This window comes from Bradyrhizobium sp. CB3481, from assembly GCF_029714305.1.
GTDB lineage: Bacteria > Pseudomonadota > Alphaproteobacteria > Rhizobiales > Xanthobacteraceae > Bradyrhizobium.
In genome coordinates this window covers 6,834,609-6,848,397 of record NZ_CP121647.1, presented here as the reverse complement: position 1 = coordinate 6,848,397, position 13,789 = coordinate 6,834,609, and the positions used below count along the sequence as shown (strand labels likewise).

General features: G+C 63.9%; 12 protein-coding genes. 6 read left to right on the top strand and 6 right to left on the bottom strand.

The annotated features are described in order from the left end of the window. Positions 1-96: 96 nt before the first annotated feature. The gene (locus tag QA643_RS33150; RefSeq protein WP_283029861.1) at positions 97-1,740 is read left to right on the top strand and encodes an ATP-dependent acyl-CoA ligase; all 1,644 of its coding nucleotides are present in this window, start codon (positions 97-99) and stop codon (positions 1,738-1,740) included. A 101-nt stretch (positions 1,741-1,841) separates the two neighbouring features. Beyond that, a complete protein-coding gene (locus tag QA643_RS33145) occupies positions 1,842-2,246 on the top strand; it encodes a thioesterase family protein (RefSeq protein ID WP_283035008.1) in 405 nt (134 codons plus the stop codon). 246 nt (positions 2,247-2,492) lie between these two features. Here the strand turns inward: QA643_RS33145 and QA643_RS33140 are convergent, their stop codons facing one another. The 5 genes from QA643_RS33140 to QA643_RS33120 form a co-directional block, all read right to left on the bottom strand. Further along, the gene (locus QA643_RS33140; RefSeq protein WP_283029860.1) at positions 2,493-3,278 is read right to left on the bottom strand and encodes an ABC transporter ATP-binding protein; all 786 of its coding nucleotides are present in this window, start codon (positions 3,276-3,278) and stop codon (positions 2,493-2,495) included. Further along, positions 3,275-4,048 (bottom strand): ABC transporter permease, encoded by a 774-nt coding sequence (locus QA643_RS33135; RefSeq protein ID WP_283035007.1) that lies wholly within the window; start codon positions 4,046-4,048, stop codon positions 3,275-3,277. The genes QA643_RS33140 and QA643_RS33135 overlap by 4 nt, the downstream gene beginning before the upstream one ends. An 81-nt stretch (positions 4,049-4,129) precedes the next feature. Then, complete coding sequence (locus tag QA643_RS33130; RefSeq protein ID WP_283029859.1) at positions 4,130-5,074, bottom strand: ABC transporter substrate-binding protein; 945 nt, start codon at positions 5,072-5,074, stop codon at positions 4,130-4,132. 112 nt (positions 5,075-5,186) lie between these two features. Further along, a complete protein-coding gene (gene hutC / locus QA643_RS33125; RefSeq protein ID WP_283029858.1) occupies positions 5,187-5,930 on the bottom strand; it encodes a histidine utilization repressor in 744 nt (247 codons plus the stop codon). Next, positions 5,927-7,285, bottom strand: coding sequence for a formimidoylglutamate deiminase (locus QA643_RS33120; protein ID WP_283029857.1), 1,359 nt, complete (start codon positions 7,283-7,285; stop codon positions 5,927-5,929). Before QA643_RS33120 ends, hutC begins: the two co-directional genes overlap by 4 nt. An 88-nt stretch (positions 7,286-7,373) precedes the next feature. On the opposite strand from QA643_RS33120, the gene hutI reads away from it, so the two are divergent. The 4 genes from hutI to QA643_RS33100 all read left to right on the top strand — a co-directional run bounded on the left by hutI (position 7,374) and on the right by QA643_RS33100 (position 13,181). Then, entirely contained in the window at positions 7,374-8,588 is a 1,215-nt protein-coding gene (gene hutI / locus QA643_RS33115; RefSeq protein ID WP_283029856.1) for an imidazolonepropionase, read from the top strand. After that, the gene (gene hutH, locus QA643_RS33110; protein WP_283029855.1) at positions 8,585-10,162 is read left to right on the top strand and encodes a histidine ammonia-lyase; all 1,578 of its coding nucleotides are present in this window, start codon (positions 8,585-8,587) and stop codon (positions 10,160-10,162) included. The genes hutI and hutH overlap by 4 nt, the downstream gene beginning before the upstream one ends. After that, positions 10,159-11,829: a urocanate hydratase gene (gene hutU / locus QA643_RS33105; protein WP_283029854.1), complete on the top strand. Its 1,671-nt coding sequence runs from the start codon at positions 10,159-10,161 to the stop codon at positions 11,827-11,829. Before hutH ends, hutU begins: the two co-directional genes overlap by 4 nt. A 68-nt stretch (positions 11,830-11,897) precedes the next feature. Beyond that, positions 11,898-13,181 carry a cystathionine gamma-synthase family protein gene (locus QA643_RS33100; protein WP_283029853.1) on the top strand — a complete coding sequence of 428 codons (1,284 nt, stop codon included), beginning with the start codon at positions 11,898-11,900 and terminating at the stop codon, positions 13,179-13,181. A 57-nt stretch (positions 13,182-13,238) separates the two neighbouring features. Here QA643_RS33100 and QA643_RS33095 read toward each other — a convergent pair whose 3' ends face one another. Then, complete coding sequence (locus tag QA643_RS33095) at positions 13,239-13,721, bottom strand: MarR family transcriptional regulator (protein ID WP_283035006.1); 483 nt, start codon at positions 13,719-13,721, stop codon at positions 13,239-13,241. Between the last annotated feature and the right edge of the window lie 68 nt (positions 13,722-13,789).

Genomic DNA, 13,789 nt, shown 5'->3' with positions numbered 1-13,789 from the left:
GCGGCGGCAGCTTTCGTGAAATACTTTAAGCCTAAACTATCTCGTGGGCCAATAGCGAATGATGCAGATCGGCCCGGCGAAGCGGCGGAGGCGCGCGTGTGGGCAGATCAGGGCAGGACGTCCAGGCAGCGACATCGTCGGCCGATTTGGGCGGAGGCGATCGAGCGCTTCGCGCCGACGGAGCGAACGCTCCCGGTCATCCTGACGCGCCAGGCCGCGCAGTACCGTGACCGCACGTTATTTATCTTCGGCGACACGCGCTGGAGCTACGACGAGACGGCCTCGATTGCCGCCGCTTCCGCCGCCCGCTTGATGCAGGCGGGAATCCGCGCCGGCGACCGTGTCGCCCTGATGTGCTCGAACCGGCCGGAATTTCTGGAAATCTACCTCGGTTGCGCCTGGATCGGCGCCATCACCGTGCCGATCAATACGGCGCTGCGCGGCATTCAGCTCAGCCACATCCTGCGCAATTCGATGCCGAAGCTGCTGGTGATCGAACAAAACTTCATCCCGGCGATCGAAACGCTGGAACGGGACGTCGCGTTGCCAGACATCATCTGGACGATCGGGGAGGGCGCCGCGCCTGCGATCGCGCAGGCATCGATCTCGCCGCTCCCGGCACTCGGCGAGAAAGCCGATCCCGGGCCGGTGCAGCCGGGCGACACGGTCGCGATCCTTTATACGTCGGGCACGACGGGTCCTTCCAAGGGCGTCTGCTGTCCGCAGGCGCAGATGTTCTGGTGGGGCATCTATTCGGCGCGCGCGCTCGGAATCGTCGAGGGCGATGTGCTGTTCACGACGCTGCCGCTATTCCACACCAATGCGCTGAACGCGTTCTATCAGGCGCTGCTGAACGGCTGTACCTACGTGCTCGAGCCGAAATTTTCCGCCTCCGGCTTCTGGGTGGCGGCGCGCCGGCATCAGGCGACGGTCGGCTATCTCCTCGGCGCGATGGCCGTGATGCTGCTGGCGCAGCCGAAATCCGGCGATGACACCGCGCATTTCCTGCGCGTTGCGCTCGGCGGCGGCGTCCCCGGTCAGTTTCACGGTCCGTTTCTCGAACGCTTCGGTGTGCCGCTGCTCGACGGCTACGGCTCGACCGAAACCAATTTCGTGTTCGCCAGTACGATCCCGTCCGATCGCCCGGGCACGATGGGCCATCTGGTCGAGGGCATCGAGGCCCGTATCGTCGGTGCCGACGACGTGGCTCTGCCTGACGGTGAAGCCGGCGAACTGCTGCTACGCGCGCGCGAGCCGCTCGCGTTCTCGACCGGCTATTTCCAGATGCCGGACAAGACCACTGAAGCCTGGCGAGATCAGTGGTTTCATACCGGCGACCGCGTCGTGCGCGATGCTGATGGCCACTACCGCTTTGTCGACCGGATGAAGGATTCGATCCGGCGGCGCGGCGAGAATGTTTCGTCCTGGGAGGTGGAGCAGGTGCTGCTGCAGCATCCGGCCATCGCGGCCTGCGCCATCTATCCGCTGCCGTCAGAACTCGGCGAGGATGAGGTTGCCGCCGCCGTTCAGCTTGAAGCCGGCCACGGGCTCGATGCGACCGAGATCATCAGGCATTGCGAGGGGAAGATGGCCTATTTCGCGGTGCCGCGCTACGTCCGGATCGTCACGGAACTGCCGCTGACCGAGAACGGCAAGATCAAAAAGGTCGCGCTGCGCGAGGCCGGAAAGACTTCTGACATCTGGGACCGCGATGCCGCAGGCTACAAGCTGCGCCGCTAGCCCCCTTTAGGTCTAAACCAGGATGAGTCTTGTGCATGGCCCGTTTTGAGCCTCTGACACTATCCGAGTTGCCGAACTCGATCTGGCGCACGCGCTTGCCGGTGCGCTTCGGCTCCTGCGACCCGGCCGGAATCGTGTACACGCCGGAATATCTCAATTTGTTCAATGGCGTCATCGAGGATTGGTACGGCGCTGCGCTGGGAATTCCTTATCATGAGCTGGTCAGGATGCGGCGGACCGGCCTCGGCTATGCGCACGTCTCGGCGGATTTCGCCAGGCCCAGCAGCATGGGAGATGTTCTCGACGTTGCGCTCATTGTACGCGAAATCGGGCGCGCCTCGGTGAAGCTGACGGTCCACGCGTTCAAGGACGGTATCGAGTGCGTACGCGCCACCTTCGTGACCGTGACGACTTCGCTGGTGGATCACAAGTCGATTGCGCTGCCTGACGACTTGCGCCTCGCCCTGAAGCATTATCAGGCTGGGAGCATGATGATTTTTGGTTAGATCGACTTAGCCGCAGACGCTCTTCACCTCTCCCGCTTGCGGGGAGGTCGGCGCGAAGCGCCGGGTGGGGGCTCTCTCAACTCGGGCAGTGTCGCCTGCGGAAACACCCCCACCCCAGCCCTCCCCCGCAAGCGGGAGAGGGAGCGCACCTTCTTCTTGGTCGCAATGAAATCTAAACTCATCAAGTTCGAGGAGCTCGTCAGCCGGTCGTGCTCAACAAGCCTAAGTGGGCGGCACGCACGGCCGTCAGCCGTGAACCGCCACCTTCAACGCCTCGGCGCGAATTTCTTCGACGAGCCGTTCCTTCAGGCCGACAAATTCGGGCGTGGTCTTGATCTTGTAGGATCGTGGGTGCGGCAGATCGACTGATATTTCAGCCTTGATGCATCCCGGACGGGCGCTCATCACGATGACGCGGCTGCCGAGGAAGATCGCCTCCTCGATATCATGGGTGACGAACAGCACGGTCTTCTGGTCGCGCTCCCAGATTCCGAGCAGCATTTCCTGCATCAAGGCGCGGGTTTGATTGTCCAGCGCGCCGAACGGTTCGTCGAGCAACAGAATCTTCGGATCGTTGGCGAGCGCACGTGCTATGGCCGTGCGTTGCTGCATGCCTCCTGATAGTTGCTTCGGCCAGTGGTTCTCAAATCCTGTCAACCCAACGCGATGAATGAACCCATCCGCGATCTTGCCGCGCTCCGCCTCGGAAATTCCCCGTTCGCGCAAGCCGAACGCGATGTTTTCGCGCACGGTCAGCCACGGGAATAGCGTGTAGGACTGAAACACCATGCCGCGATCTGCGCCCGGTCCGGTCACCTCGAGTCCGTCAAGGATGACGCGGCCGCTCGTCGGGCGATCGAGCCCGGCGATGATGCGCAGCAACGTGGACTTTCCGCAGCCGGAGGGGCCGAGGATGGTGACGAAATCATTGTTGCCGATGCTGAGATTGGTCGGCTCCAACGCCCGCGTCGGCGCGTTGCCCTGCCGTGCGGGAAAGGTGCGGGATACCTGATCGATCTTCAGCAAGGTCATGCCAATTTCCACGGAAACAGCCAGGCATTGAACGCCTTGAACAGAAAGTCCGATACCAGCCCGATCAGCCCGATGACGATGATGCCGAAGATGATCTGGCCGGTGTTGAGCAGCGCCTGGCTGTCGGTGATCATGTGGCCGATGCCCGACGATGAACCGATCAGCTCGGCAACAATGACGTAGGTCCATGCCCAGCCGAGAACGAGCCGGAGGATTTCCGCGATGTCAGGGGCGGAGGAGGGCAGCAGCACGCGGCCGATGATGCCGCGGTCGCTGGCGCCGAGTGTATATGCGGCTTCAACGAGGTCGCGCCGCGTGCTGCCGACGGTCACCGCGATCATCAGGATGATCTGGAACACCGAGCCGATGAAGATGACGAGGAGCTTCTGCAGCTCGCCGATGCCTGCCCACAGGATCAATAGCGGGATGAAGGCCGAAGCGGGCAGATAACGCGCAAACGAGACGAACGGCTCCAGGAAGGCTTCGATCGGCTTGTAGGCTCCCATCAGAACGCCGAGCGGCACCGCGATGATCGCCGCCAGCACGAAGCCGCCGACGACCCGCCAGATAGTCATGCCGATGTCGAACAGGAAACCGTGCTTGGTGAGGAGCTCCCAGCCCTCCTGCAGCATCGTCAGCGGGTTGGCGAGAAACGTCTTCGAGACGTGACCGCCGAAGGTCGCCCATGCCCACAAGGCGACGAACAGCACAAAGAACGCGAAGCCATAGACCGCGCGCTGCTTCGACGTCACGGGATCGAGGGGACGTATCAACGGAAAACTCCTCAAAGTGCCGCTCGCGGCCGGTCCCGCTGCCTCACGGGAAGCGGGACCAACGCGACGGCGACAGGTCTACTTGATGAAGCTCGTGTCGACGAGATCGTCGATCTTCGGAACGGATTTGATGATGCCGATCTCGAGCAACAGGTCAGCTGCTTCCTTGGTGAAGGCCTGCCACTCGCCGGCGAAGAACTTCTGGTTCGCGGCCTTGTCCTGCCAGCGCAGATATTTGGCCGAATTGCCGAACTGCTCGCCGGACTGTTTCACATCGGCGCCCATGATCTCATAGGACTTGGCCTGGTCCTTCTCGATCATGGCGACGGCTTCGAAATAGCTATCGGCCAGCGCCTTCGCGGCTTTCGGGTTGTCGGTCAGGAATTTCGGCGTGCAGCCGAACGTATCCATGATCATCGGATAGTCGAGCGTGGTGGCAATGATCTTGCCCTTGTCCGGCGCGGCGCGCACCGTCGACAGATAAGGCTCATACGTCATCGCTGCATCGTTCTGGCCGGATACGAAGGCCTGCGCCGCCGCGGCCGGCTCCAGGTTCACGACCGTGACGTCCTTGACCGAGAGCCCGTTCTTCTTGAGCATCCATGCCAGGGTGAAATAGGGGGCCGTGCCGGGCGCGGATGCGGCCACCGTCTTGCCCTTCAGATCCTTGATCGCCGCGATGTCGTTGCGCGTCACCATGCCGTCCGCGCCGTAGCTCTTGTCGAGCTGAAAGATCTGCTTGGTCGCAACGCCGTTGGCGTTCCAGGAAATCCAGGTTTCGACCGTGGTGGCCGCGCACTGGATGTCGCCGGAGGCAATGGCGAGGTGGCGGTCCTTCTGCGGAATCTTCTTGAGGGTCACATCGAGGCCGTTCTTCTTGAAGATGCCGGCCTGGCTCGCGAGCGTCAGCGGCGCGAATCCGGTCCAGCCGGAGATTCCGATGCTGACCTTTACATCCTGCGCCAGCGCTGGCGCGGAGGCCAGAAGCGCGGCGGTTGCGGCAAATATCTTGAGATTACGCATGGCTATATCCTCTTGGCTATTTGATGGATCGCTTGCTTTTCGTCGCTTTCAAACCTGTGTGGGCAATGCTGCATAAATTGTGCCGTGTTCACGTGTGTCGACATCCTTTCCCCTAACCGCCCTTGAACCGGGCAATCAGCTTGTGGGATTCGCCGGGATAGACAAGGCGCACGGCGGTCAGCGTCCGTGCGCTGCGCCAGGTGTGCCGGTCGATCACGAGGCAGGGGGCGCCGATCGCAATGTCGAGGGCCGCTGCCGTCTGCTCGTCAGCCGCGATCGCGCTGATCGAATGTTCGGCCTCCGTCCACGGGACATGGTGGAGCAGCCAGGTGCCGGGCGGTTCGACCGCGAAATCCGCCGTGGCGGCTTCCGGCACTGCGTCGAGATCGATCAGCCGGTCCTCGATTGCGAACGGAACGCCATCGGCGCTGTGGCGGCATGAGATCGCGATCACCTTGCCGGTCTTCCGTATGCCGAGACGGGCACGGTCGGCGGCGTTGGCCGCCCGCCGCGCGCGTTGGATCAACTGATAGCCGTAGCTGCGGCCGAGCGCGGTGATCTCCGCGCGGATATCGGGAATCGTCAAAACCGCGGACAGGAATTTGGGACGGCGCACAAAGGTACCGGCGCGGCGCCGCCGCTCGATGAGGTCGGCCTGCGCCAGCTCTGACAGCGCCTTGTTCACCGTCATTCGTGAGCAGCCATAGCGCGCCATCAGCTGGTGCTCGAACGGGATGCGGTGGCCCGGCGGCCATTCACCGGTCAGGATGCGGCGCTCGATGTCGAGCCTGATCTGCTTGTACAGCGTCGGCTTGTCGGCGGCCTGGAATTTGTCGCGATCGATCGAAAGGCTCATGTCACGAGCCTTTGCACGGCTTTGCTGAATGCGTCGCGCGCCTGCTGGCGGAGCCAGTGGCGTCCTCCCTCGACGACCTTGTTTCCGCCCGCCCACACGCAGGCGACGGCATCTGAGCCCGCTGCAAAAATCCAGCCGTCGAGAACCGCATCGCCATGGCGCCCGACGAGCGAGGGATGCGTGGTGTCGAGCGTCACGATATCGGCGCGCGCGCCGGGCTGGAGGCCGACGACCGGCTGCATAAGCGCCTGAGTGCCGCCGGCGAGCGCCGCATCGAACAGCGTGCGGCCGGTCGAAATGCCGGGCCCACCTGACAACACGTTGCGCTCCTGGTGCTTCAACCGCTGGCCATATTCGAGCTGGCGCAGTTCGTCAGCCACACCGACCAGGACATTGGAGTCGGTGCCGATGCCGAACCGGCCGTCTTCTGCCAGGAATTCACGCGCCGGGAAAATGCCGTCGCCGAGGCTCGCTTCGGTCACCGGGCAGAGGCCCGCGACGGCGCCGCTGCGCGCCAGCGCGGCGACTTCTGCCGGGGTCGTGTGGGTCGCATGAATCAGGCACCAGCGCTGGTCGACCGGCGCATGCTCAAGCAGCCACTCCACGGGCCGACGGCCCGACCATGCGATGCATTCTTCGACCTCCTTGACCTGTTCGGCGGCATGGATATGTACTGGTCCACCTTCCGCCAGCGGCAGGATGGCTGCCAGTTCGTCCGGCGTCACCGCGCGCAGGCTGTGCGGCGCAATGCCGATATTGGCGCCGGGCAAATGGCGTATCGCGATCCGCGTGGCATCCACCAGCCTGGCAAACTGATCGACCGTGCAGATGAAGCGGCGCTGGCCGGCATGCGGTGCGGCTCCGCCAAACGAGCCGTGCGCATAGAAGCTCGGCAGCAGCGTTAGCCCGATGCCGGTGAACTCGGCGGCCCGCGCAATGCGCGTCGCCATCTCGGCGGGATTGGCGTAGGGCGCGCCGCCGTGGTCGTGGTGGAGATAGTGGAATTCGCCGACGCGCGTAAAACCCCGCTCGAGCATCTCGGCATAGAGCAGCGTCGCAACGGCTTGGGTGTCTTCCGGCGTCATCTCCAGCGCGAAGCGATACATCGTCTCGCGCCACGTCCAGAACGTATCCGCAGAATTGCCGCGCGTTTCGGCGAGTCCGGCCATGCCGCGCTGGAACGCGTGGCTATGCAGGCTCGTTATCCCGGGAACTGCGAGATCGTGACGTTCGTCCTGGGGACGAGGGGCCACGCCGGCCGTCACCTTGGTGATGGTCTGATCCGTCACCTCCACCTGCACGTCATCGGCCCACCCCGAGGGGAGCAGTGCTGATGCGAAATGCAGCGTCGACATGGTTCAAAACCGTCTGGACAGAACACCCGACGGATTTTATGTATAGACATATAGAGACGTCAAGCTCCTGCCGCCTAAGGAGAGCTCCATGGCCGAGCGCTTCGATCGAATCTGGCTCAACGCCCGGCTCGCGACGATCCGGGAGGATATGCCCGGGCTCGGTGAGGTCGAGGACGGCGTGATCGCCGCGCGCGACGGCCGCATCGTCTTTGCGGGCCGCCGGTCCGACTTCCCGTCGCATGCCGACGCCGCCGAACGAATTGATTGCGAGGGGCGCTGGATCACGCCCGGACTGGTGGATTGTCACACCCACTTGGTTTTTGGCGGAAACCGCGCACACGAGTTTGAGCTGCGACTGCAGGGCGCCAGCTACGAGGAGATCGCGCGCGCGGGCGGCGGCATCGTCTCAACGGTCGCGGCGACTCGCGCATCGAGTGAGGCAGAACTCGTTGCCGGCGCGCTGCCGCGGCTCGACGCCTTGATCGGCGAGGGCGTCACGATGCTGGAGATCAAATCCGGCTATGGACTCAACACCGAAACCGAGATGCGTCAGCTCTCAGCGGCGCGTGCGCTTGCGAACAACCGGGCGGTCACCATCCGGACATCGTTCCTTGGCGCACATGCGCTGCCGCCGGAAGCCGGTGGCGACAAGGATCGATATATCGATCTGGTTTGCCGCGAAATGCTGCCGGCGGTGGCGCAGGCGGGTCTCGCCGATGCGGTCGATGCCTTCATGGAAGGGATCGCATTTTCCGGCGATCAAACGGCGCGGGTGTTCCGTGCGGCGAAGGCGCTTGGTCTGCCGGTCAAATTACATGCGGATCAACTATCGAATCTCGGCGGCGCCGCGCTTGCTGCGGAATTTTCCGCATTGTCCGCCGATCATCTGGAGCACACGGACGAGGCCGGTGTTGCGGCGATGGCACGGGCCGGCATGGTCGCGGTGCTGCTGCCGGGCGCGTTCTATTTCATTCGCGAGACGATGAAGCCGCCGGTCGAGCTGTTCCGTACCCATGGCGTGAAGATGGCACTGGCGACAGATTGTAATCCTGGCAGCTCGCCGCTGACGTCGCTTCTTTTGGCCATGAATATGGGCGCGACCCTGTTCCGGATGACCGTCGCCGAATGCCTCGCCGGCGTGACGCGGGAAGGCGCGCGTGCGCTTGGCGTTCTCGCTGAGACCGGCACGCTCGCGGCCGGCAAGTGGTGCGATCTTGCGATCTGGGACATCGAGCGGCCGGCGGAGCTTGTCTACCGGATCGGTTTCAATCCACTGCACCGCCGGGTGTGGAGAGGGCTATGAGCGAGGGGCGCGCTTCCATTGTCGTCTCCCCTGGAAGGGTCAGCCTCGATGATCTGCAGCACGTGCTGGCGGGCGCGTCAGTCGTGCTCGATCCGTCATTCTGGCCGCGCGTCGAGGCGGCGTCAGTCATCGTTGCGGAAGCGGCGCACTCCGACGTTCCGGCCTACGGCATCAACACAGGCTTTGGAAAACTGGCGTCGCGGCGCATTGCGCCGGATCAGACGGCGCTGCTGCAGCGCAATCTCATCGTTTCGCATTGCTGCGGGGTAGGGCCGCCGACGCCCGAGCCGATCGTTCGCCTGATGATGGCGCTCAAGATCGTCTCGCTTGGGCGCGGTGCCTCGGGCGTGCGGCGCGAGGTCATCGAGCAGATCCAGGCGATGCTGGCGCGCGGCATTTGTCCGCTGGTGCCGCAGCAGGGATCGGTCGGGGCATCGGGCGATCTGGCGCCGCTGGCGCATATGACGGCCGTCATGATCGGCGAGGGGCGGGCGCTGGTCGGCGGAAAAATTGTGCCGGGCCGTGAGGCGCTGGCTGTCGCCAATCTGGCGCCGATCACGCTCGGGCCTAAGGAAGGCCTTGCCCTGATCAACGGTACGCAGTTTTCCAGTGCCTATGCTATTTCCGCCCTGTTGCGCGCCCATGCTCTCGCCTGTGCCGCATTGGTGACAGGCGCGCTATCCGTCGATGCGGCAATGGCCTCGACGGCGCCGTTTCGCCCGGAGATTCAGCAACTGCGCGGACATGCCGGACAAATCGCCGCCGGCGTCACCCTGACGGCGCTACTTGATGGCAGCGACATCCGCATGTCGCATCTCGAAGGCGACGAACGCGTGCAGGATCCCTATTGCCTGCGCTGCCAGCCGCAGGTCGCCGGCGCCGCGCTCGACATTTTGACGCAGGCCGCCCGCACGTTGACGATCGAGGCCAACGCCGTCACCGACAACCCGCTGGTGCTGGTCGACACCCGCGAGATCGTCTCGGGCGGAAACTTTCACGCCGAGCCGGTCGCATTCGCCGCCGACCAGATTGCGCTCGCCTTGTCAGAGATCGGCGCAATCAGCGAACGCCGTATCGCGACGCTGGTCGATCCCGCGCTGAACTTCGGCCTGCCCCCGTTCTTAACGCCTGATCCGGGGCTCAACTCCGGTTTCATGATCGCCGAGGTGACGGCGGCCGCGCTGTTCGCCGAGAACAAGCAGCGCGCCGCGGCCTGTTCGATCGATTCGACGCCGACCAGCGCCAACCAGGAAGATCATGTCTCGATGGCCGCGCATGCGGCGCGGCGGTTGTCCGATATGGCAGATAATCTCGCCAGCATTTTGGGCATTGAGCTGTTGGTCGCGGCGCAAGGTATCGGCCTGCGTGCTCCGCATACGACCAGCCCTGCGCTGGCCGCGGTCATCGCCGTGCTGCGGGAGCACGTGCCGGCGCTGGGTAACGATCGTTACATGGCTGACGATATCAAGAAGGCAGCTGCGCTGGTCGAAGCCGGCGCATTGCCCGCTGCCGCGATGTCGGTGCTCGCGAATAACTCGTTTCCAAACCTTGCCGAGAGAGGTCATCTGTCATGAACCGCCGACTGGACAATGAACGCGTGATCCGGGCGCCCCATGGCTCCGAGATCAGCGCCAGGAGTTGGCTGACGGAAGCGCCGCTTCGCATGCTGATGAACAATCTCGATCCCGACGTCGCCGAACGGCCGAGCGAGCTCGTCGTCTACGGCGGTATAGGCCGTGCCGCCCGCGACTGGGAAAGCTTTGATCGCATCGTCGCCGCGCTGCGCAAGCTCGAGGGCGACCAGACGCTGGTGGTTCAGTCCGGCAAGCCGGTCGGCATTTTCCGCACCCATGCCGATGCGCCGCGGGTGCTGATCGCCAATTCGAACATTGTGCCGCACTGGGCGACGCTCGACCATTTCAACGAACTCGACAGGCAGGGCCTGATGATGTTCGGGCAGATGACAGCCGGCTCGTGGATCTATATCGGCAGCCAGGGCATCGTGCAGGGGACCTACGAAACATTTGTCGAGGTCGGGCGGCGTCATTACGGCGGCAACCTTGCGGGCAAGTGGATCCTGACGGCGGGTCTCGGCGGCATGGGCGGCGCGCAGCCGCTCGCCGCGACGATGGCCGGCGCGTCGATGCTGGCGATCGAATGCCAGCCGAGCCGTATCGAGATGCGGCTGCGCACGGGTTACCTCGATCGGCAAGCGGCGACGCTCGATGAAGCGCTCGCGGTCATGGCAGAGGCGGCGCAGAGCAAGAAGCCGGTTTCGGTCGGCCTGCTCGGCAATGCCGCCGAGATATTTCCCGAACTGGTTCGCCGTGGCGTCAGGCCGGACATCGTCACCGACCAGACCAGCGCGCATGATCCGATCAACGGCTATCTGCCGAAGGGATGGTCGCTCGCGGAATGGGAGGCCCGGCGTGCGGCCGATCCGAAGGCGGTCGAAGTCGCGGCCAAGACCTCGATGGTCGGCCATGTCCAGGCCATGCTGGATTTCCACGCGCAGGGCATTCCGACCCTCGACTACGGCAACAACATCCGCCAGATGGCAAAGGACATGGGGCTGAAGAACGCGTTCGATTTCCCCGGCTTCGTCCCGGCCTATATCCGCCCGCTGTTCTGCCGCGGTGTCGGCCCGTTCCGCTGGGCGGTGCTGTCAGGCGATCCCGAAGATATCTTCCGCACCGACGCCAAGGTGAAGGAGCTGATGCCGGACGACAAGCATCTGCACAACTGGCTCGACATGGCGAAAGCGCGGATCAAGTTCCAGGGATTGCCAGCGCGGATCTGCTGGGTCGGTCTTGGCGATCGCCACCGGCTCGGTCTGGCCTTCAATGAGATGGTGGCGCGCGGCGAGCTGAAGGCGCCGATCGTCATCGGTCGCGATCATCTCGACAGCGGCTCGGTGGCAAGTCCAAATCGTGAAACCGAGGCGATGCGCGATGGCTCGGACGCCGTATCCGACTGGCCGCTGCTCAACGCGCTGCTCAACTGCGCCAGCGGCGCCACCTGGGTCTCGCTGCATCATGGCGGCGGCGTCGGCATTGGCTATTCGCAGCACGCCGGCATGGTGATCGTCGCCGACGGAACCGCGGAAGCCGCGCGCCGCCTCGAGCGCGTGCTGTGGAACGATCCGGCGAGCGGGGTGATGCGCCATGCCGACGCGGGCTACGAATCTGCGATAGACTGCGCCCGAGCCAACGGGCTCGATCTGCCCAGTCTGGCGCTTTAGCGTACCGGAAGATTCGATGCCGCCGTGTGCGCCGGGCTCGATGTTCCCTCAAGACAGCGAGAGAGGCCATGGTCAAACCGTTCCCGTCGAAGACCCACATCGGTAACCACACGCTGCATCCGGAAACCTTGATGCTGAACTATGGCTACGATCCGCAATTGTCGGAAGGCGCCGTCAAGCCTCCGGTCTTCCTGACCTCGACCTTCGTCTTCAAGACCGCAGAAGATGGAAAGGACTTCTTCGACTATGTCGCCGGCAGGCGCGAGCCGCCGGAGGGGATGGGCGCGGGCCTGGTCTATTCGCGGTTCAATCATCCGAACAGCGAGATCGTCGAAGACCGCCTTGCCGTCTATGAGCGCGCGGAATCCTGCGCGCTGTTCTCGTCCGGCATGTCGGCGATTGCGACCACGATCCTGGCCTTCGCGCGGCCGGGCGACGTGATCCTGCATTCGCAGCCGCTCTATGGCGGGACGGAAACGCTGCTCGCGAAGACGCTGGCTGACTTTTCGATCCGTGCGGTAGGCTTTGCCGACGGTATCGACGAGGACGCGGTCGAGCAGGCGGCCGACGATGCCATGCAGAAGGGCCGGGTTGCGATGATCCTGATCGAAACTCCCGCGAATCCGACCAACGGTCTCGTCGATATCGCGATGGTCCGCCGCATCGCCGACAATATCGGCGAGGCGCAGGACCACACGCCGATCGTTGCCTGTGACAACACGCTGCTCGGGCCGGTCTTCCAGCGGCCGATCGAGCATGGCGCGGACATTTCATTGTACTCGCTGACCAAATATGTCGGCGGCCATTCCGACCTGATCGCCGGCGCCGCGCTTGGCTCCAAAGCCCTGATGAAAGATATCAAGGCGCTGCGGGGCGCGATCGGCACCCAGCTCGATCCTCATTCCTGCTGGATGCTTGGCCGGTCGCTCGAGACGCTGAGCCTGCGCATGGAAAAAGCCGACCAGAATGCGCGTCTGGTGGCGGACTATCTACGCGACCACGCCAAGGTGGAGAAGGTTCATTACCTCGCCCATCACGACGAGGCCTCGGCCGCCGGCCGCCTGTTCGCCAGACAATGCCTGGGCGCCGGTTCCACGTTTTCGTTCGACATCGTCGGTGGCCAGGCAGCGGCGTCCCGATTTCTGAACGCGCTGCAAATCTTCAAGCTGGCGGTGAGCTTGGGCGGTACAGAGTCGCTGGCCAGCCTGCCGGCCAGCATGACCCATTCCGGTGTTCCCGTGGAAATCCGCCGCAAGATCGGCGTCCTCGATTCCACGATCCGGCTATCGATCGGCATCGAACACCCGTCCGACCTCATTGCAGACATCGCGCAGGCCTTGAACGAAGCATAGCTGCCGTGCGCAAGTCCCGGGCGGAGACCCCCGGACGAAGTCGCCTCCGGCCGGGAACTAGTGCTCCCAATCGGCGTCGGCCAAGTCCTGTGACAGCCGTTCAAGCAGTGCTCTCAACTGTTCCCTGTCGGCACGGCTGAAATTCTTGAACAGCCGCGCCTCCCGCGCGCGAGAGACCTTCAGCAGTTTTTCCGACAGTTTTCGTCCTTCGGCCGTCAGTCTGGCGATCGCGGCGCGGCCGCGGGTTCGGGTCTGCTCGACCGAAATCAGTTTGCGTTCCTCGAGCACGGCGAGGCTGCGGCTTACGGCGGCCTTGTCCAGATCGGCCACTCCTGACAATTCACTGACATTGAGTGACTCGGTGCTGTTGAGGACGATCAGCAGGCGCCATTCCGCCATGCCGAGATCCCAGGCGGCGCGGTAGTAGGCCGTGGTGCCCCGGAGAAGCCGCATCCCGATGGTGGACACCAGTATCGCGAGGTGTTCCTGCGCCAGCATGCCGTCATGTTGGGTTCGTTTCGAGGGCGCATCATTGACCATCAATCGCTTGGTCGTAGGCATCAATGGAGTCTCCTGGCAGCTCGGCGAACCTCTCCCGACGCGGCGGT